Annotated in this window: 27 protein-coding genes and 1 pseudogene; 15 read left to right on the top strand and 13 right to left on the bottom strand. The window is 31.2% G+C overall.

The features are described from left to right. Positions 1–115 precede the first annotated feature (115 nt). On the bottom strand, positions 116–994 hold the full coding sequence (locus KHA90_RS18280) for a sensor histidine kinase (protein ID WP_244860424.1): 879 nt from the start codon (positions 992–994) through the stop codon (positions 116–118). 330 nt (positions 995–1,324) lie between these two features. Here KHA90_RS18280 and rlmD point away from each other — a divergent pair, with 330 nt between their 5' ends. Genes rlmD through KHA90_RS18260 form a run of 4 tightly spaced genes read left to right on the top strand, consistent with a single transcriptional unit; the run spans position 1,325 to position 5,007 of the window. After that, complete coding sequence (gene rlmD, locus KHA90_RS18275) at positions 1,325–2,737, top strand: 23S rRNA (uracil(1939)-C(5))-methyltransferase RlmD (protein WP_213304209.1); 1,413 nt, start codon at positions 1,325–1,327, stop codon at positions 2,735–2,737. A 10-nt stretch (positions 2,738–2,747) separates the two neighbouring features. After that, positions 2,748–3,284, top strand: coding sequence for a DUF6452 family protein (locus KHA90_RS18270; RefSeq protein ID WP_213304206.1), 537 nt, complete (start codon positions 2,748–2,750; stop codon positions 3,282–3,284). After that, positions 3,256–4,056, top strand: a complete 801-nt coding sequence (locus KHA90_RS18265) for a DUF6048 family protein (RefSeq protein WP_213304203.1) — start codon at positions 3,256–3,258, stop codon at positions 4,054–4,056. Before KHA90_RS18270 ends, KHA90_RS18265 begins: the two co-directional genes overlap by 29 nt. 12 nt (positions 4,057–4,068) lie before the next feature. Next, positions 4,069–5,007 (top strand): XAC2610-related protein, encoded by a 939-nt coding sequence (locus KHA90_RS18260; RefSeq protein WP_213304201.1) that lies wholly within the window; start codon positions 4,069–4,071, stop codon positions 5,005–5,007. A 60-nt stretch (positions 5,008–5,067) separates the two neighbouring features. Here the strand turns inward: KHA90_RS18260 and KHA90_RS18255 are convergent, their stop codons facing one another. From KHA90_RS18255 to KHA90_RS18245, 3 genes are all read right to left on the bottom strand, one after another. Then, positions 5,068–5,760 carry an aspartate/glutamate racemase family protein gene (locus KHA90_RS18255; RefSeq protein WP_213304200.1) on the bottom strand — a complete coding sequence of 231 codons (693 nt, stop codon included), beginning with the start codon at positions 5,758–5,760 and terminating at the stop codon, positions 5,068–5,070. 226 nt (positions 5,761–5,986) lie between these two features. After that, positions 5,987–6,223 carry a hypothetical protein gene (locus tag KHA90_RS18250; protein WP_213304198.1) on the bottom strand — a complete coding sequence of 79 codons (237 nt, stop codon included), beginning with the start codon at positions 6,221–6,223 and terminating at the stop codon, positions 5,987–5,989. Positions 6,224–6,417: 194 nt separating this feature from the next. Further along, positions 6,418–7,581: a THUMP domain-containing class I SAM-dependent RNA methyltransferase gene (locus KHA90_RS18245; RefSeq protein ID WP_213304196.1), complete on the bottom strand. Its 1,164-nt coding sequence runs from the start codon at positions 7,579–7,581 to the stop codon at positions 6,418–6,420. A gap of 132 nt (positions 7,582–7,713) precedes the next feature. Here KHA90_RS18245 and KHA90_RS18240 point away from each other — a divergent pair, with 132 nt between their 5' ends. The 11 genes from KHA90_RS18240 to KHA90_RS18190 all read left to right on the top strand — a co-directional run bounded on the left by KHA90_RS18240 (position 7,714) and on the right by KHA90_RS18190 (position 16,450). Next, the gene (locus KHA90_RS18240) at positions 7,714–8,478 is read left to right on the top strand and encodes a class I SAM-dependent methyltransferase (RefSeq protein WP_213304194.1); all 765 of its coding nucleotides are present in this window, start codon (positions 7,714–7,716) and stop codon (positions 8,476–8,478) included. Between the two features lie 79 nt (positions 8,479–8,557). After that, positions 8,558–9,226, top strand: coding sequence for a ZIP family metal transporter (locus KHA90_RS18235; RefSeq protein ID WP_213304192.1), 669 nt, complete (start codon positions 8,558–8,560; stop codon positions 9,224–9,226). Positions 9,227–9,430: 204 nt separating this feature from the next. Then, positions 9,431–10,243, top strand: coding sequence for an N-acetylmuramic acid 6-phosphate etherase (murQ, locus tag KHA90_RS18230; protein ID WP_213304190.1), 813 nt, complete (start codon positions 9,431–9,433; stop codon positions 10,241–10,243). Positions 10,244–10,358: 115 nt separating this feature from the next. Continuing rightward, the gene (locus KHA90_RS18225; protein ID WP_213304187.1) at positions 10,359–10,580 is read left to right on the top strand and encodes a DUF6095 family protein; all 222 of its coding nucleotides are present in this window, start codon (positions 10,359–10,361) and stop codon (positions 10,578–10,580) included. 88 nt (positions 10,581–10,668) lie between these two features. Beyond that, entirely contained in the window at positions 10,669–11,241 is a 573-nt protein-coding gene (locus KHA90_RS18220; protein WP_213304184.1) for a pentapeptide repeat-containing protein, read from the top strand. 32 nt (positions 11,242–11,273) lie between these two features. Continuing rightward, positions 11,274–11,849, top strand: coding sequence for a DUF1572 family protein (locus KHA90_RS18215; protein WP_213304181.1), 576 nt, complete (start codon positions 11,274–11,276; stop codon positions 11,847–11,849). Between the two features lie 65 nt (positions 11,850–11,914). After that, the gene (locus KHA90_RS18210) at positions 11,915–12,379 is read left to right on the top strand and encodes a hypothetical protein (protein WP_213304178.1); all 465 of its coding nucleotides are present in this window, start codon (positions 11,915–11,917) and stop codon (positions 12,377–12,379) included. A gap of 139 nt (positions 12,380–12,518) precedes the next feature. Further along, a complete protein-coding gene (locus KHA90_RS18205; RefSeq protein ID WP_213304175.1) occupies positions 12,519–12,890 on the top strand; it encodes a DNA topoisomerase IV in 372 nt (123 codons plus the stop codon). A gap of 34 nt (positions 12,891–12,924) precedes the next feature. Continuing rightward, positions 12,925–13,698: a TerC family protein gene (locus KHA90_RS18200; protein WP_213304173.1), complete on the top strand. Its 774-nt coding sequence runs from the start codon at positions 12,925–12,927 to the stop codon at positions 13,696–13,698. A gap of 203 nt (positions 13,699–13,901) precedes the next feature. Further along, positions 13,902–15,821, top strand: a complete 1,920-nt coding sequence (locus tag KHA90_RS18195) for a DUF294 nucleotidyltransferase-like domain-containing protein (protein WP_213304170.1) — start codon at positions 13,902–13,904, stop codon at positions 15,819–15,821. Between the two features lie 2 nt (positions 15,822–15,823). Further along, a complete protein-coding gene (locus KHA90_RS18190; protein ID WP_213304152.1) occupies positions 15,824–16,450 on the top strand; it encodes a 3'-5' exonuclease in 627 nt (208 codons plus the stop codon). Positions 16,451–16,666: 216 nt separating this feature from the next. Here the strand turns inward: KHA90_RS18190 and KHA90_RS18185 are convergent, their stop codons facing one another. The 9 genes and pseudogenes from KHA90_RS18185 to KHA90_RS18145 form a co-directional block, all read right to left on the bottom strand. Then, entirely contained in the window at positions 16,667–18,502 is a 1,836-nt protein-coding gene (locus KHA90_RS18185; protein WP_213304149.1) for a type VI secretion system baseplate subunit TssF, read from the bottom strand. 466 nt (positions 18,503–18,968) lie between these two features. Further along, positions 18,969–19,178 (bottom strand): hypothetical protein, encoded by a 210-nt coding sequence (locus KHA90_RS18180; RefSeq protein ID WP_213304133.1) that lies wholly within the window; start codon positions 19,176–19,178, stop codon positions 18,969–18,971. Then, a complete protein-coding gene (locus KHA90_RS25850; RefSeq protein ID WP_213304130.1) occupies positions 19,165–19,311 on the bottom strand; it encodes a DUF3289 family protein in 147 nt (48 codons plus the stop codon). Before KHA90_RS25850 ends, KHA90_RS18180 begins: the two co-directional genes overlap by 14 nt. 1,022 nt (positions 19,312–20,333) lie before the next feature. Continuing rightward, on the bottom strand, positions 20,334–20,489 hold the full coding sequence (locus KHA90_RS18170; protein ID WP_213304127.1) for a hypothetical protein: 156 nt from the start codon (positions 20,487–20,489) through the stop codon (positions 20,334–20,336). A gap of 28 nt (positions 20,490–20,517) precedes the next feature. Further along, complete coding sequence (locus KHA90_RS18165) at positions 20,518–20,925, bottom strand: hypothetical protein (protein ID WP_213304124.1); 408 nt, start codon at positions 20,923–20,925, stop codon at positions 20,518–20,520. Between the two features lie 3 nt (positions 20,926–20,928). After that, positions 20,929–21,165, bottom strand: a complete 237-nt coding sequence (locus KHA90_RS18160; protein WP_213304121.1) for a hypothetical protein — start codon at positions 21,163–21,165, stop codon at positions 20,929–20,931. Positions 21,166–21,219: 54 nt separating this feature from the next. Next, entirely contained in the window at positions 21,220–21,516 is a 297-nt protein-coding gene (locus KHA90_RS18155; protein WP_213304118.1) for a hypothetical protein, read from the bottom strand. Positions 21,517–21,530: 14 nt separating this feature from the next. Further along, positions 21,531–22,112, bottom strand: a complete 582-nt coding sequence (locus KHA90_RS18150) for a hypothetical protein (RefSeq protein ID WP_213304115.1) — start codon at positions 22,110–22,112, stop codon at positions 21,531–21,533. Positions 22,113–22,146: 34 nt separating this feature from the next. Further along, positions 22,147–22,254 (bottom strand): annotated as a pseudogene (locus KHA90_RS18145) (IS982 family transposase); the annotation flags it as partial.

The following is a 22,254-nucleotide window of genomic DNA, read 5'->3' as shown; positions in this document are numbered from 1 at the left end:
GGTTCAAAGATTTTAGTGTACGGATAAAACCGGTTACAAATACCCAGACGCACTGCTGTGCGCCTCTACTTAAAACCTTTGTAACTATGCTCCTTTGAACCTTTGCAACTTTCTTCTAGTTTCCAAACTCAATTCTAAACTCGGCACCTTTATTTTTGCCTTCGCTTGTTGCGTTTAAGGTTCCCTTGTTTTTTTCGATGATCTTTTTGCACAAGTATAAACCAATTCCTGTTGAGGATTCATTTGCGGTTCCTAATCGGCTCATTTTAGTAAATTTCTTAAATAATTCATCAATCTGATTTTTATCAAAGCCAATACCTTTATCAACAACAGTTATTATTAATTTAGAATTTTCATTGTAGATCCTAACTTTAATCTCACTGTCAAAATAAGAGAATTTAACAGCATTACTAATTAAATTTACTAAAACCTGAATCAACAAACCTTCATCAATTCTAAGCTTAGCTTCAGGTAATTCTAAACTCAAATTCAACTTTATATTTTTCTCTACCAAACGCTGTTCCAGCTGCTCATTAATAAAAGGTACAATACCGGAAAATAAAATTGTTCTAATTTCCTGATTGCCTTTTACAACACGATCCTGTTCCTGCAATAATTTGATGAAATTTTCAATATATCTAAACTGCAAATTTGTCGACTCACATATTAACTCCGCTAATTGACGAATAGATTCAGATGGGTTTTCGCTAATAATTAATTTCGCCAAACCCTGAGGATTTCCTGCAAAGTTTTTCAAATCGTGCGAAAGCATATAAATTAAATCTTGTTTTTCATTTATAAAACTTTCGGCTTCATAAATAGACTCCTGAATATTACACATCAATAAACCAGCTTCATCGCTATAATCTGTAGGCAAAACAGATAATTTTCGATTATTTCTGTAATCATTTAATGATTTTGAAGCAATGGAAATGGGTCTAATTAATTGGTTTAAAACCAAAAGTGTTATCAAAGTTGCCAGCAAAGTCATCATTAAAGAAAAAATTAAAATTGATGTAGGCGATACAGTATGATTATAATATAGGACGAAAAACAAAATTCCGATCAGAGGAATATGTATTCCTATAAAAGCTACAAATAAAAATTTGAAGGCATAACTTTTTTTCAAAAAGCTAATTTGTGAAAGATTATGATATAACTTCATAAAATAATAACAATCTTATAGATTAAAAATAGCAGATTTGGGCGAATTGCTAAAAACAAAGTTAGCTTTAAAAGTCAATTAAAATAATAAATTAAAGAATTTGATAAAATATTTTGAAAATTAAATTTGAAAAAGTTTACAAACCCTTATTTTTGCGCTATGGGAAGAAAAAATACAGACAAAGTTGTCTTTCATCAAATTCAGGTTCTGGATGCCGGAGCAAAAGGAGTATCAGTAGCAAAGGCTCCTGACGGAAAAGTAATCTTTATCCCGAACGTGGTTCCGGGTGATGTAGTTGACGTGCAAACTTTCAAGAAAAGAAAGGCCTATTATGAAGGTAAAGCCGTAAAATTTCACGAATTATCAGAACATCGCATTGAACCTATTTGCGATCATTTTGGAGTTTGCGGAGGTTGTAAATGGCAAAATATGAAATACAGCCAACAGTTGTATTACAAACAAAACGAAGTAAAAAATCATTTGCAGCGTATAGGAAAAGTGGAACTTCCTGAATTTGAAACTATATTGGGTTCAGAAAAACAGTTTTTCTACAGAAATAAAATGGAATTTTCGTTTTCTAACAGCCGTTGGTTAACCGAAAAAGAAATTGAAAGTACAGAAGATTTAGGAAACAGAAACGCATTAGGATTTCATATCCCGAAAATGTGGGATAAAATTCTTGATATTCAAAAATGTTATTTACAGGAAGATCCTTCAAACGCAATCAGAAACGAAATTAGGGATTTTGCTAACGAACATAATTTAGATTTCTTTAATCCAAGAGAGCAATCCGGTTTATTGAGAACATTTATGATTCGTACTGCTTCGACCGGAGAAATCATGGTTTTGATTCAGTTTTATGAAAATGACAAAGCAAATCGTGAATTACTTTTAGATCATCTCTACGAGAAATTCCCGCAAATTACTTCGTTACAATATGTAGTAAATTCAAAACAAAACGATACAATCTACGATCAGAATATCAAACTATATAAAGGTAGAGATTATATCCTGGAAGAAATGGAAGGTTTAAAATTCAGCATCAACGCTAAATCTTTTTACCAGACAAACTCTGATCAGGCGTATGAATTATACAAAATAACTCGAGATTTTGCAGGACTTTCAGGCGATGAAACCGTTTATGATTTATATACAGGAACCGGAACTATCGCACAATTTGTTTCTAAAAAAGCAAAAAAAGTAATTGGAGTAGAAAGTGTTCCTGAAGCTATTATCGATGCTAAAGCAAATGCAGAACGCAATAATATAACGAATTGTGAGTTTTTTGTAGGTGATATGAAAGTCGTATTTAACGAGAGCTTCATTGCACAACACGGTAAACCGGATGTAATTATTACAGATCCGCCAAGAGACGGAATGCATAAAGATGTTATTGATCAAATCTTGAAAATTGCTCCTCAAAAAGTAGTTTATGTAAGTTGTAATTCTGCAACACAAGCACGTGATTTAGCTTTAATGGACGAAAAATATAAAGTAACCCGCGTTAGACCAGTTGATATGTTTCCGCAAACACATCATGTTGAAAATGTTGTACTTTTAGAACTTCGCTAACAAAATATAAATGAAAAAAATAATCGCTCTTTTATTAGTTTTTACTTTTGGTTTATCCAGCTGTGAGAAAGATGATATTTGTGATGCAAATACGCCCACTACTCCCAGATTAGTGATTTCGTTTTATGAATTTAGCGAACCAACAAAACCAAGAAATGTAAACAATTTAATGGTAATTGGAGAAACTAAAACTGAGGGAATCATTTTCAATGAAACTGTAACGGACACTACAAGGTTTGTGACCAACGCAAGTACTATCTCAATTCCGCTAAAAACAGATACACTTACAACAACTTATCGCTTTATATATAACTCGTTAAGTACAAATCCTGCTGCCATTAATACTGATGTTTTAAAATTTGACTACACGCATCAAAATGTATATGTATCAAGGGCTTGTGGTTTTAAAACTACTTTTACACTGGATGCGGCAAAACCTTTTGAACAAACAGATCCTGCCGGTGATGGTTTATGGATGCAACAAATTTTTGTAAAAACTCTTAACGTTGAATTTGAAGATGAAACACATATTGAAGTATATTTTTAGTTACTGTTTATTGTTTTCAATGTTTTTGGGTCACGCTCAGGAAACGTCAAATAAAACAGTGACAAAAGAAAAACCAAAAGCCGAAACTGCAAAACCTGCAATTGAGGAAACAAAAAAAGACAGCATCAAAACAGATCGCTATGGTCTTCGCGTAGGAGTTGATTTGTATAAGTTAACCCGAGGTCTTTATGATAAAGATTACAAGGGAATTGAAGTTGTAAGTGATTTTCGCTTAACTAAAAAATACTATCTGGCAGCTGAACTTGGTTTTGAAGATAAAACCACAGATGACGACAGATTGAATTCAACAGCAACAGGAACTTATATTAAAGGAGGTTTTGACTACAACACTTACGAAAACTGGCTTGACATGGAAAACCTTATCACAATAGGTTTACGTGGTGGTTTTAGTACCTTTAGTCAGCAATTAAACAGTTATAAAATTTACAATGCAAACCCATATTGGGGAGAACAGCCCGCAATTGCTTCCGGTCAAAAATATACCGGACTTACTGCAGGATGGCTTGAAGTTGCAATGGGTTTAAAAGCAAAAGTTTTTAATAATGTATTTGTGGGATTTGGAGTTCAGTTAAAACTTTTAGTTGCCAATTCAAAACCCGAAGGATTTGATAATTTATACATTCCGGGATTCAACAAAACCTATGACGGAAGTTTTGGAGTTGGCTTCAACTATACTGTTTCTTATTTTATTCCGCTTTACAAGAAAAAAATCATTATTCCCGAAATTATAAAGGAAAAGCCTAAGAAGTAATCTTATACTGAAATGAAAAAAATATTCATTCTTTTTATCTTTAGTCAGATCGCTTTTGCGCAAAAAACAATTGTAAAAACATTTCTACATTTCTCAGGAAAAATAGACAAATATCCCATAGAAATGACCGTTGAATTTATTCAGGGAAAAGATTCTGTTTCAGGAAGCTATTACTACGTAAAAAACGGTAAAGACATGCCTATTTTTACAAAAGGTATTTTTAAGAATAATGAAATAAAACTTATTGAAACCTCATATACACCAACCAAAAATGGGAATGTTTTTCTAAAAACAGGTTCGTTTTCTTTAAAATTAAGCAATGAGAATGCATTAAATGGCATTTGGCAAAACGAAAAAAAAGACAAGCAATTTAATGTATCACTAACATGTATTGAAAACTTATCTTTATTTAATCCGAAAAATTTTAGTTATAAATTAAACCAGTACAAAGGTAAAGCTGAAAACACAACCGGTGAGTTAGCAGATTATTACCTGATTAGTAAACTGGAAATTTACAATTCTAAAAAAGAAAAAATTCAGACACTTTCCGGTTTCAATAAAGTGATTTACGAAAAAGATGGAGAAGTTGAATTAGAAGATCTTAATTTTGATGGTTTATTAGATTTAAAAATTCCAATTTACTTTCCTGACAGAACAAAGTATGATGGCAGTTTTCTTTATTTTGTTTATGACAATACAAAGAAACAGTTTATCAGAAATACCAAACTGGAGGAATTGGAATATTTATTCTTTGACCAAAAAAACAAAGAGTTTGTAAAATATGAAGCTGACGGAAGCGGAAACGAATCCGACTATTATTATAAATGGTCCAACAATAATTTTTATCTGATTAGAAAAGCCGAAAGTTTTGAAAACAGTGAAAAAACAACTTATACTGAATATCAAATCAAAAACAATAAATCAGTTAAGATTAAAGAATATCAAAAATAAAAAAAGCCATGAATTGAAATTAATCAGTTCATGGCTTTTAAGTTATATTCTAATTCCAGTCTATGACAACTGAAAATCTATAGCTGCATTTGAATGTATTAAAGTAGTATCAAAAACAGGAACCAAAAGATCCTCAGGTTTTATTACTAAAGGAATTTCGGTACAGCCTAAAATAATTCCTTCTGCGCCTTCTTTTATTAATTGATTGGCAATTGCCAGATAACGTTGTTTAGTTTCATCGGTAACAATTCCTTTTCCAAGTTCCTCAAAAATTGTGGTGTGAATAAAATCTTTATCCGCTTCACTTGTCGGGATAATTGCTTCGATTCCTTTTGAGATAAGTTTGTCTTTAAAAAAGTCAAGTTCCATTGTAAACTTCGTTCCCAGCAAACCAACTTTTTTCAAGCCTTGTTTCTCGATTTCAATTGCCGTTGCAGTTGCAATATGAATAATGGGTAACTCAATTGCTTCTTCAAGTCGGTCAGCAATAAAATGCATTGTATTTGCACACAAAACAATTGCTTCTGCCCCACCTTGTTTTAAAAACTGGCAACCTTTTAAAAGCATATTAAAAGTTGAATCCCAATCGTTATTTTCGTTATTTCTTTTTATATCAGCATAATTAAAAGAGTAAATTAAACATTCTGAGAAGTTTAAACCTCCCAGTTTCTCATTTATTCCCTGATTTATAAGCTTGTAATAATCACCAGTCGAAACCCAGCTAATCCCGCCTATAAGTCCAATTATCTTCATAAATAACTATTTTTTTAGATACTCCTTAATTATTTTTTAATGCCGAGAACACAATCTCGATAGCTATCGGGATTCCCAAAGTTAACTGTAAATATTTTTTCACGCAGATTTAAAAAGATTTAAGCAAATGTACGCAGATGATTATCCCAATTTTAATCTGCTTAAATCTGCAGAATCTGCGTGAAATAAAAATCTTTATAATCCCTTAATCTGTGGCTAATTAAAATTATCCTATTTCTCTAATTCCTTTTATAAAAATCCATTTCATGAAAAGCTTTTCACCATCTTTAGTTTTAACCGCCTGAAATTTAGGCGAAATCAAAGTAGCGATAATAAAAGCCGTCATAGGAATCCAAAGTCCCGTTAATCCTGTATACATAGCAACTAAATATCTTCCCGCAATAAATAAAATTGCAAAACATCCTAATTGATATAAAAAACCTCTTACTTGTAATTTTGACATTTTTTGTTTTTTAAGGTTCAGAGTTACAAAGGTTCAAAGCGACAAAGGTTTTCCCCTTGTTCCTTTGAACCTCTGCCTCTTCATTATTTGTTAATTTGTAATTTTATCATTTTTTTGAGAATCAAAATTACACAAGTTCAAAACGACAAAGCATTTACCTTTGTTCCTTTGAACCTTTGCTCCTTTGTACCTATTTATTCAGAGACCTGAAATTTCGTTCTCTTACTTCCCTCGTACATTTCGTATTTAACCAAACGTGCTTCAAGACTTGCGTTGAATAATTTGATTTTACGTGAAGGTTTTAATCCTACAAACTTCAATGCCTCGAGATTTGCTGTTATAAACCAGGCATTTGTTCCCGGGTAGCTTTTCTTTAAAGTATCACCAATATTTTTGTAGAATTCTTCCATATGAATATCCAGACGCTCATCATAAGGCGGATTAAAAACCATATGTAACTTTCCTTCAACATCCTTTTCAGTATCAAAAAAGTTTTCTTCCTGAATCGTGATATAATCTTCTAAATTAGCATTTTTGATATTGTCTTTGGCTTTATTCACCGCACTTGGCGCTTTATCAAAACCTTTTATCGTATAATGAAACTCCTTAGTTTTTTTCATTAAACTGTTTACAATTTCTTCAAACAAATCATTATCCCAGTCTTTCCACTTTTCAAAAGCAAACTCTTTACGGTTAATATTTGCCGGAATATTGCAGGCAATCATAGCCGCTTCGGCAAGAAAAGTTCCGGAACCACACATTGGATCCAGAAAATGACTTTGCCCTTCCCAACCTGACAATAATAAAATTCCTGCTGCCAGAACCTCGTTGATTGGCGCAATATTCGTAGCCGTTCTGTAACCACGCTGATGCAATGAATTTCCGGAAGTATCTAACGCAACCGAAACCTGGTCTTTATCAATATGTATATTTATCCTTAAATCAGGAAAAGCTTTATCAATACTTGGGCGTTGGCCAGTTCTTTCTCTAAACTGATCCACGATTGCATCTTTACATTTTTGAGAAACAAACTCAGAATGATTAAAATAAGTCGAATGCACGGTTGCATCAATCACAAAAGTCTGGTTGGCGTTCAATAATTTTGACCAGTTTACACCAGATATACCTTTATATAATGCCTGCTCATTATTAGCTCTAAACGAGTAAATAGGTTTTAAAACTTTAAGTGCAGTACGCAACGATAGGTTAGCTTTATACATAAAACCTTTATCGCCTTTAAAGCTCACCATTCTCACTCCTTTTTCGACATCCTGAGCACCAAGATCACGCAATTCTTTCTCTAATATTTCTTCAAAACCAAAAAAACATTTGGCAATCATTCTAAAATTTTCTTCCATCTTTATTTTTGTATTAAAAAAAACTCCAATCGCAACACATAAAATGATTCTTTAGGTATCGTCACGAAATAGTTATTTTTCGGCAAAAATACACTAAATTTGCGGTACTTTGAATTAATTGAAATAGAATAAATGTCTGAAGCACCAAACTCATCAACACCAAATCAGGAGCGTAATACCGAAAATTGGTTTACTTCATGGTTTGACACTCCATATTACCACATCCTTTATAAAGACCGAAACTACCGCGAAGCGCAGATTTTCATGGATAATCTTACACATTATCTTAACCTGCCCGAAAAAGCAAAAGTGCTGGATTTAGCATGCGGAAAAGGTCGCCATTCTATTTATTTAAACCAATTAGGATTCAATGTTTTAGGTGCAGATTTATCTGAGAACAGTATTGCCGAAGCCAGCAAAAACAGTAACGAAACCCTACATTTTAAAGTGCATGATATGCGCGAACCTTTTGAAGAAAAGTTCGATGCCATTTTTAATTTGTTTACAAGCTTTGGCTATTTCGAAAACGATGAAGACAATCTGACAACGCTAAAAGCCATTAAAGAAAGTTTATCTGAATATGGTTTTGCAGTAATCGACTTTATGAACGTGGCAAATGTGATCGAAACCCTGGTTCCTGAAGAAGTAAAAACAGTTGATAATATCGACTTTAAAATTAAAAGATACCTTCAGGACGGACATATTTTTAAAGAAATAGATTTTGAAGACCAAGGACATCAATATCATTTTACCGAAAAAGTAAAAGCATTAACCCTAAAAGACTTTGAAGAATTAATGGCCGAAGCCGGAATTTTTCTATTAGATATTTTTGGAGATTATAAACTCAAAAAATTTCATAAAACCGAAAGCGAACGATTAATCATGATTTTTAAATAACTGGTTAATTGTTAATTGTTTAACCGTTTAATCGATTAAACAAACCAACAATTAAACAATAAACCGATTAAACAAAAAGATGAATTATCTATTACCCTTATTTTCTGTGCTTTTAGGTTATATTGTGGCTTTGTTTTTAAAACCAAAAAGCAAAACCAATCTAAAATTATTGCTTGCATTTAGCGGTTCATTCCTATTGTCGTTAACCGTAATGCATTTATTGCCGGAAGTGTATCAATCCCACAATCATAATATTGGTATCTTTATAATGGTTGGGATTTTGTTCCAGATTATACTTGAATTTTTCTCAAAAGGAGCTGAACACGGGCACGTTCACGGACATGCACAAATGAGTCAGATTCCGTGGCTTCTTTTTATAAGCTTGTGTATTCACGCATTTTTAGAAGGTTTCCCGGTAAGTCATCATCATGATTTAGCACTTGGTATAGCCATTCATCACTTACCAATTGCCGTAATTTTGACCACCTTTTTTATCAATGCAAACCTAAATAAAAAAGCCATTTTTGCATTCATGCTAACTTTTGCAGTTATGACGCCACTTGGTACAATTGCATCAGAATTTTTGCCCGTTTTAAACGACTATTATACTGAAATTACAGCTGTAGTAATTGGGATTTTATTTCATATTTCATCCACAATTATTTTCGAAAGCAGCGAAGGACATAAATTCAATATCGCAAAAGTTTCTATGATTGTTTTAGGGATTCTATTAGCGTTTATGTTATAATTTGGGCGTGACCCTATTTACAAAATGCGCTATTTAACAAACCGCTTATGTGCGCCTTTCGCAAATACGGTCGGGCTATACGTACTACTTCGGTAGTTTACTCCTATCCCTTACGCAACAGCACTTTCAGTAAAAATCATGTTCAGGAAATTCAAAAAACTTTGTAACTTTGAGACATTACAACTTACAACCTAAAAAACAAAAATGACATTTACTAAAACCACAGAACAAGCCTCAAAATACGAACATTTAGAAAAAATGTCTGTTCATGAATTGCTTACCAATATTAATCAGGAAGACAAAACCGTTCCCAATGCAGTCGAAAAAGCAATTCCGCAAATCGAAGCTTTAGTTGCACAAGTTGTTGCTAAACTAAAATTAGGCGGGAGAATTTTTTACATCGGCGCCGGAACATCTGGTCGTTTAGGCGTTGTTGATGCATCAGAATGTCCGCCAACATTTGGAGTTCCTTTTGATTTAGTAAACGGAATAATTGCCGGCGGTGATACTGCCATTCGTCGCGCCGTAGAAAATGCCGAAGACAATGCGACACAAGCCTGGATTGATTTACAAGCCAATAATATTGGTGCAAATGATGTAGTAATTGGTATTGCTGCCTCAGGAACAACACCTTATGTAATTGGCGGTTTACAAACCTGCAATCAAAATAATATACTTACAGGCTGCATTACAAACAATGCTGGAAGTCCGCTTGCTTTAACGGCACAATTTCCTGTTGAAGTTGTTGTAGGTCCTGAATTTGTTACCGGTAGTTCCAGAATGAAAGCCGGAACAGCTCAAAAATTAGTGCTTAATATGATTTCGACCGCTGCAATGATCCAACTAGGGAAAGTAAAAGGCAATAAAATGGTCGATATGCAATTAAGTAATGTAAAACTGGTGGATCGCGGCGTTAAAATGATAATGGAAGAAATTCCCGTTTCATACGAAGAAGCATCTGAATTACTAAAAAAATACGGCAGCGTTAGAAATGCTGTTGATAATTATAAAAAGTAAAAGGTTTTCTGTGAAACGAGAAATGAAAACATCTTTGTCAAAGTATAAAAATTTGACTAAGATTACAGCGATGAGTTTTCACTTGAAACTAAAAAAAACCTGAAACAACAACCATATGTCAACAAATAAAGAATTACTAGGAAAAGGAATTAAATATTTATCAGGTTCTTTGCCTCTATTATTTATTGGCCCTACGTTGATTTACAATGCTTTTATGAATCAACATACCAACTGGCATTATTTAGTTTTAGGGATAGGGATTGTCGCTTGTCTAAGTGCTATGTTTTTAATTTTCTACGGATTGAAAACTATTATGAAAGGTTTGTTTAACGACTAATTTAGTCCTCTTAAGCAAACCCGACAGGTTTTAAAAACCTGTCGGGTTTAGCAACAATAAATAAATTAAAAACATCCAATATCATTATATGGAAAGTCTAATTCACATTCAAAAAACGTTCGAAAAAGTCAATTATATTGATAAAAAAATAAACAATCGGGAGTTTGAAGATTGTGTTTTTAAAAACTGTGATTTTTCTAATAGCAATTTTGGCTACAATACTTTTTTAGACTGTGAATTTATTGATTGCAATTTGTCCATGACGAGTTTATCAGGTACAAGTTTAAAGAATGTAACATTTAAAAACTGCAAACTTTTAGGAATTGCTTTTAACGAATGTGATGATTTTTTATTTCAGGTTTATTTTGAAGAAACCACCTTGGATTACGCTGCTTTCTCCAATAAAAAAATGCCAAAAACCAAGTTTATCAATTCTTCATTACGCGATGTAACTTTTATTGGTTGTAATTTAACAAGTTCACTATTTGATAATTGTAATTTAGAAGGTGCAATTTTCAACGATACACAATTAGCAAGCGTAGATTTTAGAACAGCGTATAATTATAAAATTGATCCCGAATTTAATCCTATGAGAAAAGCGCAATTCTCGACTCAGGGAATTGTGGGACTTTTAGATAAATATGACATTAAAATTGTTTAAAAACCAAGCGGTAATAATTTAAAAAAACTGCCATGAATACAACTGAATCTTATTTAGAAAGCGTTAAAAAACAGTTTTTGTATTATAAAATGCTGGGCGAGAAATCTATTGATCAATTAGAACCTGAACAGCTTTTTGTTTCTGTAAATGAAGACACGAATAGTATTGCGGCTATAATAAAACATATTTCCGGTAATATGCTTTCCAGATGGACAGATTTCCTGACATCTGATGGGGAAAAAGAATGGCGAAATCGTGATGCCGAATTTGAAAATGATTTACAATCAAAAGACGAAGTTTTAACGGTCTGGAATAAAGGCTGGGAATGTTTTCTTGATGCATTAAACAGTTTAAAACCCGAACAACTTTCGGATATAATCTATATTCGTAACGAAGGTCACACGGTAATTGAAGCAATTAATCGGCAGTTAGCGCATTATCCGTATCATATTGGACAAATTGTTTTTTATGCCAAACAATTAAAAAATAGCGAATGGAATAGTTTATCAATCCCAAGGAATAAATCAGGAAATTATAATGCTGAAAAGTTTGCCAAGGAAAAAGAAATCAAGAACTTTACAGATGATGAATTAAAAAGATTGAAATAATAATTTTCAGACGAAGCAAATCAAATCCAAGACTTTTTTATTGTATTTATTTTAGAACCATAAATATGAAACCAAAAAACAACGAAACGCATCATTTTTTACCTAGCGGCGAATGGGAAGGATTTTATTGTTATTCTAATTCACCGGCACAGCATAAAATGTCTATTGAATTGAATTTTGCAAAATCTGTAATTTCCGGGTCCGGAGTTGACGATGTAAACTCTTTTAGATGGAATGGCACTTATGATTTAGAGCATTTTAAGATTAAAATGGTTAAAAAATACGCAACACATATCATTAATTATCAAGGAGATATTGACGAAAATGGCATTTGGGGCGTTTGGGATAATCCCGAAGATATTAGTGGCTTTGCTGAATTTGGAGCAAGCTTTTTACAAAAAGCCAAAGCAGTAACACACGGAGGTTTTCATATTTGGCCAAAAGCAGCCAATAGCGAATCTAAAGAAGAAATTAGAAAAGAAGTAAATGAATCTAAAAAATTAAAAGAGCTTTATATCAAACGATTCTAAATTTATTATAAAAACAATTGGTTTTGAAAACCGTAAAATTCTAGCCCTGATTGCAATGGATAATTTTTTTCTTTAAAAAATTAAAAGATTGTAATGGAAAGCAGGAAACAGCTCCAAAAAAAATAAACTAAATTTAAAAATGAAAAAAATAATATTCTTACTTCCGTTACTTACTTTGCTATCTTGTTATGATGCGGAACACAATTGCAAAGATTTTAAAACAGGGAAATTCAAATTTGAATTTGTTGTAAATGGCGTAAAAAAAACAACCGTTTTTGAACGTAAAGATGGTATTGAAATTGAAACTTTTGAAGGAAAAACAGACACCTCAACAGTTCGTTGGGTAAGTGATTGCGAATATATCTTACAAAAGAAACACCCTAAAAATATGGCTGAAGAAAAAGCAATCAGTATGAAAATTCTAACCACTTCTAAAAATTCTTATACTTTTGAATTTGGAATGGTTGGTTCTGATCAAAAACAACGCGGAAAAGTTGTAAAACTGGACTAAATAATTGAATTAAATAGAACTAAACTCTTGCGGAATGGAAGTATTTTTGAATCCCGATGCATGGATTGCATTATTAACGCTGACTTTTCTTGAAATTGTTTTAGGAATTGATAATATCATTTTCATATCGATTGTTACGGGAAAATTACCGGAGGAAGATCGCAAGAAAGCAACCCGATTTGGTTTGTTTTTAGCGATGTTTATGCGTATCGCTTTGTTGATGGGAATATCATATTTGATTGCCATGAAAGCAACGATCTTCAGTATTGACTGGGGTTGGTTTGAAGGTGATTTTACAGGGCAGGCTTTGATTTTATTCTTTGGAGGTTTGTTTTTAATTTATAAAAGCACCAAAGAAATTAGTGAAAAAGTTGATCATAAAGGCGATGAAGAAAAGACAATAGGCACGGTGGCGAAAAAATCATTTTCTAATGTAATTGTACAAATTTTATTAATCGACCTGATCTTTTCTGTTGATTCTATTTTGACTGCGGTTGGTATGACAAATGGTGTTGAAGGCGCATTGACGATCATGATTACTGCAGTAATAATTTCGGTTTTAGTGATGATGTTATTTGCCGTTCCGGTTGGAAATTTCGTTAATAAAAATCCTTCTATCCAAATTTTAGGACTTTCGTTTTTAATACTGATTGGTTTCATGTTAATTACTGAAAGTATGCATTTATCCGGTGCTTCGCTCGCCGGTGAACATATTGGTGCCGTTCCTAAAGGATATTTATATTTCGCAATTTCGTTTTCATTAGCAGTTGAGTTTATCAATATGCGAATTAGAAAGAAACATTTATAATTTACCACTTAAAAAGTTCCGTTTCAGGAGCTTTTTTTATATCCTGAATTTTAAAAATAACATTGTGATTTCACCAATCAAAACGTATAAATAATAATCAAAACTTTGTGCGTTTGTGAACTTTGTGGCAAACAGAAAAAAATTAAAAGGTGTCTCTTTTAAATTTCTATTTTAAGTCTTACTTTAGAACCTAAATCTTACGCATGAAAAATACGATTTCACATAGAGTTGCTGACTTTTTAAAGGGTTTTCCTCCTTTTAGCTTTTTACACCAGAAGGATCTTGAAAAATTATCTGAACAAATTTCAATAATTTACAAAGATAAAGATGCTGTAATTTTTGCCGAAAATGATACAACTCATGACTCTTTTTATGTAGTTCACAAAGGAGCTGTTGCACTCAAAAAAAGCCAGAAAAACATGGTTCTGGATATGTGTGATGAAGGAGATATTTTTGGATTGCGTCCGCTTTTGGCGCAGGAAAATTATATCATGGAAGCTGTAGCTTATGAAGAAACTATTTTATATGCGATTCCTATTGCTATTTTTAAACCTTATGCGCTTGAAAATAGAACTGTAGGAAATTTTTTGATCGAAAGTTATGCGTCTAATACTAAAAACCCATATTCAGATATTCATAAAGATAAATTATATGGCGATGATTTATTGACTGAAAATCATCATTCCGCCAGGGATTCTTTTGATTTGCAACCTATCAAATATTCTAAAAAAATAGTCACTTGTGAACCTTCTACAACTGCTCGGGATATTGCCAAAATAATGACCAAACAAAAAGTTGGAGCAATATTAATTGTAGATGAAATGCTGCCTATAGGAATTATTACCGATAAAGATTTACGCAATAAGATTGTTACCGGAGATTATTCGATCCTGACAACTGCGGAAACTATAATGACCAAACCGGTTATTACGTACCCAAAGAAAATGACGGTCACGGAAGCTCAAATGGCAATGATGAAAAGTAATATTAGTTATTTATGCCTGACAAAAGACGGAACAATAAATACAAAAGCAGTTGGGATTTTATCAAAACATGATGTAATGGTAGCATTGGGTAATAATCCGGCCGTACTGATAAAAGCGTTGAAAAGGGCTAAAAAAACGAAGGAAATAAAACCTATTCGCGCCCGAATTATGCAATTACTTCAGGGATATTTAGATCAGAACATCCCGATGACGTTGATTTCTAAAATAATAACTGAGCTAAATGAAGCTTGTACAACCAGAGTAATTGAAATTTCATTAGAAAAAATGAGTAGTCCGCCTCCTGTAAAATTTGCCTGGCTGGCATTAGGAAGTCAGGGACGAAGCGAACAAATGCTGCATACAGATCAGGATAATGCGATTGTTTATGAAAATGTTTCTGATGTTTTTAGGGATGAGACCAAGGTTTATTTCTTAAAATTTGCCACGCTTGTCAATAAAGGTTTATTTGAAATTGGTTATGATTATTGCCCTGCCGAAATGATGGCTTCGAACCCTAAATGGTGCATGAGCCTGGAGGAATGGAAAAATCAGATTCATTATTGGATTACAAATCCCGGCAAAAATGAAGTATTACTTTCTTTTATATTTTTCGATTATAGCCTGACGTATGGTGATGCTGCAATAGTTGACGAACTCTCTGAATCTATTTTTGAAAATGTAAAAGCAAATCCTGTTTTTTATGTTCATTTAGTTAGCGGTGCTTTACAAAGCCCTTCGCCAACCGGTTTTTTTAGACAATTTTTAGTGGAACAAGACGGAGCAAACAAAGATAATTTTGATATTAAAAGAAGAGCTTTAATGCCCTTAACAGATGCTGCACGTGTTTTAATTTTATCACATTCGGTTAAATCAATAAGTAATACTGCGGCGCGTTTTGAAAAACTAGCAGAATTAGAACCTAACAACAGTGAATTGTATTTATCATGCTCTTATTCTTTTAAAGCCTTATTGAAATTCAGAACTAAACAGGGACTTTTGCATCATGACTCAGGTCAGTTTATTGCATTGGAATCTTTATCGAAAATGGAAAAAATTAAATTGAAACGAACTTTTAAAACCATTAAGGAATTGCAGGAACTTATATCAGTACGTTTTAATATTTCAAATCTCGTATAATTATGAGTTTATTTAATTTTTGGAAAAAAGAAGTAAGTCTATTTAATGAAAATCTTACCATTGAAGAAACTCGTTTTGTAGTTCTGGACACGGAAACTACGGGTTTTGATTATGATAATGATCGCATATTGTGCATTGGTGCTTTAGTTTTGCAAAATGGCACTATATCGATTCAGAATAGTTTTGAAGTTTATCCTGAACAAGATCATTACGATAAGGCAACAGCTCAAATTCATGGAATCTTAAAGGCTTTTATAATTCAGCGTCCAACAGAATTAGAAGCTCTGGAACAATTTTTAGTTTTTTTGGGTGATTCGATTATAATTGCTCATCATACCGTTTTTGATGTTACGATGATTAATAAAGCACTTGAACGAAATGGTTTACCGCAATTAACCAATAAACGTTTAGATACTGCTATTTTATACAAAAAGACTTTAATTAAATCGCATTTGTTCGAGCGAAAAGACCATTATACTTTAGATGATTTGGCAGATAAATTTGATATCTCTAAAAAAGACAGGCATACTGCTCTAGGCGATGCTTATATAACAGCTATTGCATTTTTGAAAATTGTAAAAAAACTAAAGGAGAAAAAAGAATCTAATTTGAATTCCTTATTTAGATAATATCGTAACCTAAATTTATAGTAAAATGATTTTCAATATAAATTTGCCTTTAAATAAATGGTAAAAAAATAGCCTGATATTCCATCAGACTATTTTTATTTTTTTGAATTACGTATTATACTTATAAAAGTATTGGGTGGTTTTTATGAAAAAAGAATTTTCTTTTTTCATGATTTTCAATACCTACTGTAGTATAACCGTTCGCAATCTAAAATCTTAGTCTTCTATAAACAATCGATACGGAAATACATTTGAAGATCTGTTTTTTAAATTTTTCATAAAACTTTCGCACAAATAATCCCATTCAGTTACTGATAAAAACTCCTTTTCAACTGAGTTTACTTTTAAGTGAATATCAACTGTTCTGCTAAATCCTGCTTTCACAGAGATTTCTTTTCTGGTGCCTTTTTCTATTTTGACATCAGTAATACAATTTCTAAAATGATGAAAACTAAATGCTTTTATATCAGCAAAAGTTACAATTCGCCCACGTGTTAATAAAGCATTACGATAAGCTAAAATTCGGTCCTTGTTATTTTGCTTGTTTAATCCTCCAACAGTATTTGTAACTAATATTGTTTCACTACTTAAAAAAGACGATCCATTAGATTTTAAAACTGTACCGGCTTTAATATCATTTCCTTCTTCTGCACAAGTTGACCAAAAGTTTATTGCAAATGATTTTCCTGTAGATTCATCAATTCTAGGCTTTATCATGAGGTAAGGAGCATTGTTTTTAGAAAAACTACTCTCTTTTGCCTGCTGCTCAACTGAAGCCAGTAATTGATTAATTTCGACCAATGAACTGTTCATAAAGTCTTTACCTAATCCTGCAAATGAAGAACTTTCATCTTTCAACAGATCTAATACATTTTGAAGTAATTCTGAAGCACTTCTGGAATCAAATCTTGAAACTCCACCTGTTCTTAAAACTGCATTACCTTCTTCTAATACGCCATCTTTAAATTCTTTTATTTCATAACGATTATTAAATCCATCTGTGACGCTTTCTACATCTAAATAGGTATTATTATCTGTTTCAAGTGCTACATAGGACAAAAATGTACCAATTGTTTTATTAATTGTATGTTTCTTTTTATTGATTACCGGAAAACAATTTGTTGTAAAAGATACATTATCGATTATTTGAGGAATTAAGGATTCAGGAAAAGTCATTTTAATCCAGATAATCTTATTCCCGTTATTATTGGTTACATCTTCAAAATATTTATATTCAGGACCATATTCTGTAATTGACTTGTATTTTAATTCTCCTTTTAAAGTATAAAAATTATCAAAATAAAACTCATTCACTTCCTGCATCACTTCACTTAGGTGTGTATAATTTCGATTAATTATACTCTCAATATCAAGATGATTTACGGGTACATTATACCCCTCTTCTGCCTGAATTTGAATATCATCCTGAAAACATTTCATTTGTTTTAAGTAGTAATGAAACATTTCTTTCTGGTGGGTATTTTTAATATCGATGTACAGCATTAAATCCTCTAACTGCAATACATTGGCATTTTTTAATTCAATTCCCAAAAAAACTTCACCGGAAGGCAATGAATGTTTATAATCGCGAACTGCATCTTTGTAAAAAAGATTAGAGACTTCATATAGATTTCTTTCGTAAGCAATATATTTAACCTCAGCTGTAGATAATTTTACTTCTAACGTAGGTGACAGCGCAATTTCTTTAGTAATTGGAGCAAGGGGATTATAGATATTATGAATTCTCCTGTTTACCGTCATTTGGTTTTGCAGCGAAACTTTCATATTATTGTCTATTGGCAGGGCATGCATAATTGCCATAGCTGGTTTTGCTCCGGCAGTAACTTCAGGAAACATGATTTCCAAAACTCTTTCTACTACCCGGGTTTTAGAATCTTCGAGTTCATGTGCTACTTTCTCCAATTCATAGGATAATGCGTTAAGCATCATTGAGACCACAGGATCAAAGGATGTTTCCATCTCAACATCTGAAAAGCCCCACGATCTAGCCGCTCTTTTTAATACTCTGTCTTTTATTCGCTCTTGTCTCATTGTTTTTTATTTTTGGTCAACCTTAGATCTATTTTTTTTAATGGACTATAATTTAAATTTTCAAATTTCAATTATTATTTTTACTTATTAACTATTATTTCTTTACTTACATTTTTAAATAATTGTGTCAGTTTTAGTCATATTATGATTTATTCCGTAGTAGTAATATTTACCAATTAATTGTGTGGTATCCTTTTCACATTTAGAAATTGAATATATTTTATGGATATATAAATAAGGAAGTGATGGTGCATCTTTATTTCCTAATTCATCTTCTTTAAAATATATTGTAATAAATCATCAGAATGCGAAGCTTCTATACTACGGTTATCAAAAAAATTGTTTAGAATCAGCATCCTGCCATAATCTGGTTTAGATTCTTTATAATTTCTATCAAAGAAAAAACGCTCCTTGTAATAAGATCTGTAGTAGTACTTTTTTGTTTTTAAGAAATTATGCCCTTCTGCTAAAAAAAAACTTTCAACCTCTTTTTTATAAAAAAAATGATATATGCAAAATCTTCTGGTGGCTTACTGACAATAAACAATTCTCCACTTCTTTCTCTACTAGAATTCACATTCATCTTAAAAACTTCAGTTTTTTCCTCCTTACAGGAGCAAAAAAACAGAACTGTAAGCATTATAAGTCCAACTTTTTTTAAATCAATATTTCCCATAAATACGTTTTTTAAATTTCATAGTGGTTATAAATGGAGTAAATTGATATTTTTTACTATGTTGCAAATAAAACCAAGATCTAAATCCTGAATCTTTTGTAAAATCAGGTTTTTCATTTGGATCAACATCCAAATGGATCTAAACCATAGTGATCAAAAAGTTCAATTTCTAAAATAGCAGAATATCAATTTTAATTTATGCCTCTTAAATAAAATTTTATTTGATATTATAAGAATAATAATTACTGATATGAAAAAAAATTGTACAATTTTATTTTTATTTTTATTTTAGTTAACCATACAAGACTCAATACGTCATTTGGTATTGCAATAAGTCTTTTTTGATCAATAGGGTTAGGGGTATTATTATAGTATTTCACTAAATCCATTTCTCTAACTTATCAAGAATATCAATTCTATTGGATGCGACACTTTCTCTATTAGTTGGAGTTCTCTCTTTTTGATAAAACTCTAAATTACCCCCTTGTATGCCTTGTAATATTTATAAGTTGTTAATTCATCAATATGTACTACCATGTCTAATGGGTATAAATTGTCTATAGCTTCAAATTTGGACTCTAATCCTATTGCATAAACAATCCAGTCCTTTCTTTAAAACTTCAGCACCCGTCCCTTCGACAAAACCAATTGTTGCTCATGCTATTGACATAGTAACCAAGAAATCAATCAATTACATTCTTTAATTCTGTTTTTTATCTAATGTTTTATAATTCTATTGTAAATTTAAGATTCGCAAAATCATAAACTTGTTTTTGCCCTTCTTCGTAAAACGTTTTTTCTGCAAGATCGAGGATGTCTTCATAGCTTAAGTAAGCAATCATTCTTCCATCACTTATATTTATCGTATCTCCTTTGTAAGTCAAATTAAAAACTTGCGAATTAATTGAAATCGTTGCGCTGTAATTCTGAATAATATTGTCGTTAGAATCTTGAAAAAAGAATTGATTATCTTTTGAATTATAACGAAAATAGCACTTGTTCTTATTATTCTTAAGTAATAAAAAATGAGTGTTAATCAATACTTATTTCCTCTACTGTTTTTATCATAACTCAATCTAATTAGCGTTTTTATTACCGGCTATTTTTTCATAAAAACCTGTAAATCTAATTAAATAATACAGTATTTTCATAATCCTACCAATTGATTTTTTTTACTACATAAAAAGATTCCTTTTTGCCTCTTACTGCCTTAAAATGAATAGAATCTTTGATTTTTTCAAATTCATCTATAAGTATCTTATTATCATCCCTAAATTTATTATAAGTAGCTAATTTTATTGTATCTCCCAATTTTAAATTATCCAAAGACCTGTGAATATTATATCTTTTCAGCAATTCCTGACCATTTTTTTTTAGAAATCAGATGATTTCTTTCTTTTAAAATAATAGTAATTGGCTTGTTAGCCAACGATTCATCAAAATCTAATTGATAAATTGGTTCTTTTCTATTTTTATCATTATATACTTGATAATCAAACGAACCATCTCGAAGAGTTTTATTATCTACACGATAAAGCCAATCAACATAATCAACTGAAGAATTAGCGGTTACTTCAAACTCCATTGGAATCGATATAACAATACTATCCTTAATAGATTGATCTTTTAAACTTGGTAAAATAGTTACTACCTCATTAGAAACAATTTGTTTAATTTCAAGAGGATTTTTTGACTCGCAAGAAATTAGGATTGAAAAGACTAAAAAATACAAATGTTTTATTTTCATAGACTATCTGTTAATTTTTTTATCAACGTAAAAAAAATATTCTTCACTCCTCATTACTTTAAAATTGATGGAATCATTGATTTTATTAAATGCGTTTATCAACTCAATATTTTCTTTTCTAAATTTATCATAAGGCGTTAATTGTATAACCTCCTTAGATTTTAAATCATCTATAGATTTATTAATTCCATACTTTTTCAGTAATTTTAAAGCCTCATTTCTAGAAATTAAATAGTTCATCTCTTTTATAATAATATGAATCCTTTTATTATTTGATAATAGATCAGAATCTAACTAAAAAATAGGCTTTGTTTTGTCTTCATTGCTAAAAACTTCATAATCAAAATAATCTTTATCAAGGAATTTATTATCTACACGATAATTCCAAGTAATATATTTAACCTTTGTAGAATTAATATTTATTTCAAATTTTAACGGTATACTCATGCGAACGCTATCTTTAATAAGATGGCGATCCATATAATTATCTTCTATTGTTACAAATTCTTTAGAAGTAATTTGTTTAACCTCAATTGGTTCTTTTTTATCGCATGATGCTAAGAACAATAGTAAAATTATATTTAAAAACATCCTTTTCACAACAACTACCAATTAATTTTTTTTGAAGTATAAAAATTTTCCTCCTTACCTCTCATGGCTTTAAAATCAATGTAATCATCATTTTTTTTTAAACTATTTATAATTTCCTTATTTTCAATTCTAAATCTTTGATATGGAATTAATTTTATTGTATCGCCAAATTTTAAATCTTCGAGTGACTTATTAATTTTATACTTTTCAAGTATTCTTTCAGCTTGTCTCTTAGAAATTAGATAATTTCTTTCTTTAATAATTATATCAATAAACTTTTCTTTTGGAATTTCATCAAAATTTAAATTATGAATTACTTTCGATTTGTTTTGTTTATTATAAACTTGATAGTCAAAAACATCATCTGGAAGAACATTTCCATCTACATGATAACGCCACGCTATATAACCCACGTCAGAAGAATTTATCATAATTCTAAATTCATTGGGAATACTTAAAACGACGCTGTCTTTAATCGAAGGTTTTTTTATGCTTGATAAAATTGTTACCATTTCATTAGATATAGTCTGTTTAATCTCTATAGGTTCTTTAGAATGACACGAGATTAAAAAAGAATATCTGTATTTTATGTTCATGCTTGTAATTACTAATTTAACCCGTTGGGTGAAATTAAATTATTTGATTTTTAATATTATTAATTGGTCTGTCAAATATAAATTTGTTAATATATTGAACCAATGTAAGTGCTGCTATTTTTGCTAATATTCTTGTTTTAAA

Origin of the sequence: Flavobacterium psychroterrae (assembly GCF_018380615.1) — a bacterium.
GTDB lineage: Bacteria > Bacteroidota > Bacteroidia > Flavobacteriales > Flavobacteriaceae > Flavobacterium > Flavobacterium psychroterrae.
The sequence above is the reverse complement of the archived record's forward strand: the minus strand, read 5'-3'. Positions and strand labels throughout refer to the sequence as shown.

Bases quoted from the DNA above. Each gene is read 5' to 3' on its own strand.
- KHA90_RS18280 (WP_244860424.1), bottom strand. From the start codon at position 994: ATGATGACTTTGCTGGCAACTTTGATAACACTTTTGGTTTTAAACCAA.
- rlmD (WP_213304209.1), top strand. From the start codon at position 1,325: ATGGGAAGAAAAAATACAGACAAAGTTGTCTTTCATCAAATTCAGGTT.
- KHA90_RS18270 (WP_213304206.1), top strand. From the start codon at position 2,748: ATGAAAAAAATAATCGCTCTTTTATTAGTTTTTACTTTTGGTTTATCC.
- KHA90_RS18265 (WP_213304203.1), top strand. From the start codon at position 3,256: ATGAAACACATATTGAAGTATATTTTTAGTTACTGTTTATTGTTTTCA.
- KHA90_RS18260 (WP_213304201.1), top strand. From the start codon at position 4,069: ATGAAAAAAATATTCATTCTTTTTATCTTTAGTCAGATCGCTTTTGCG.
- KHA90_RS18255 (WP_213304200.1), bottom strand. From the start codon at position 5,760: ATGAAGATAATTGGACTTATAGGCGGGATTAGCTGGGTTTCGACTGGT.
- KHA90_RS18250 (WP_213304198.1), bottom strand. From the start codon at position 6,223: ATGTCAAAATTACAAGTAAGAGGTTTTTTATATCAATTAGGATGTTTT.
- KHA90_RS18245 (WP_213304196.1), bottom strand. From the start codon at position 7,581: ATGGAAGAAAATTTTAGAATGATTGCCAAATGTTTTTTTGGTTTTGAA.
- KHA90_RS18240 (WP_213304194.1), top strand. From the start codon at position 7,714: ATGTCTGAAGCACCAAACTCATCAACACCAAATCAGGAGCGTAATACC.
- KHA90_RS18235 (WP_213304192.1), top strand. From the start codon at position 8,558: ATGAATTATCTATTACCCTTATTTTCTGTGCTTTTAGGTTATATTGTG.
- murQ (WP_213304190.1), top strand. From the start codon at position 9,431: ATGACATTTACTAAAACCACAGAACAAGCCTCAAAATACGAACATTTA.
- KHA90_RS18225 (WP_213304187.1), top strand. From the start codon at position 10,359: ATGTCAACAAATAAAGAATTACTAGGAAAAGGAATTAAATATTTATCA.
- KHA90_RS18220 (WP_213304184.1), top strand. From the start codon at position 10,669: ATGGAAAGTCTAATTCACATTCAAAAAACGTTCGAAAAAGTCAATTAT.
- KHA90_RS18215 (WP_213304181.1), top strand. From the start codon at position 11,274: ATGAATACAACTGAATCTTATTTAGAAAGCGTTAAAAAACAGTTTTTG.
- KHA90_RS18210 (WP_213304178.1), top strand. From the start codon at position 11,915: ATGAAACCAAAAAACAACGAAACGCATCATTTTTTACCTAGCGGCGAA.
- KHA90_RS18205 (WP_213304175.1), top strand. From the start codon at position 12,519: ATGAAAAAAATAATATTCTTACTTCCGTTACTTACTTTGCTATCTTGT.
- KHA90_RS18200 (WP_213304173.1), top strand. From the start codon at position 12,925: ATGGAAGTATTTTTGAATCCCGATGCATGGATTGCATTATTAACGCTG.
- KHA90_RS18195 (WP_213304170.1), top strand. From the start codon at position 13,902: ATGAAAAATACGATTTCACATAGAGTTGCTGACTTTTTAAAGGGTTTT.
- KHA90_RS18190 (WP_213304152.1), top strand. From the start codon at position 15,824: ATGAGTTTATTTAATTTTTGGAAAAAAGAAGTAAGTCTATTTAATGAA.
- KHA90_RS18185 (WP_213304149.1), bottom strand. From the start codon at position 18,502: ATGAGACAAGAGCGAATAAAAGACAGAGTATTAAAAAGAGCGGCTAGA.
- KHA90_RS18180 (WP_213304133.1), bottom strand. From the start codon at position 19,178: ATGGGAAATATTGATTTAAAAAAAGTTGGACTTATAATGCTTACAGTT.
- KHA90_RS18165 (WP_213304124.1), bottom strand. From the start codon at position 20,925: ATGAAAATAAAACATTTGTATTTTTTAGTCTTTTCAATCCTAATTTCT.
- KHA90_RS18160 (WP_213304121.1), bottom strand. From the start codon at position 21,165: ATGAACTATTTAATTTCTAGAAATGAGGCTTTAAAATTACTGAAAAAG.
- KHA90_RS18155 (WP_213304118.1), bottom strand. From the start codon at position 21,516: ATGTTTTTAAATATAATTTTACTATTGTTCTTAGCATCATGCGATAAA.
- KHA90_RS18150 (WP_213304115.1), bottom strand. From the start codon at position 22,112: ATGAACATAAAATACAGATATTCTTTTTTAATCTCGTGTCATTCTAAA.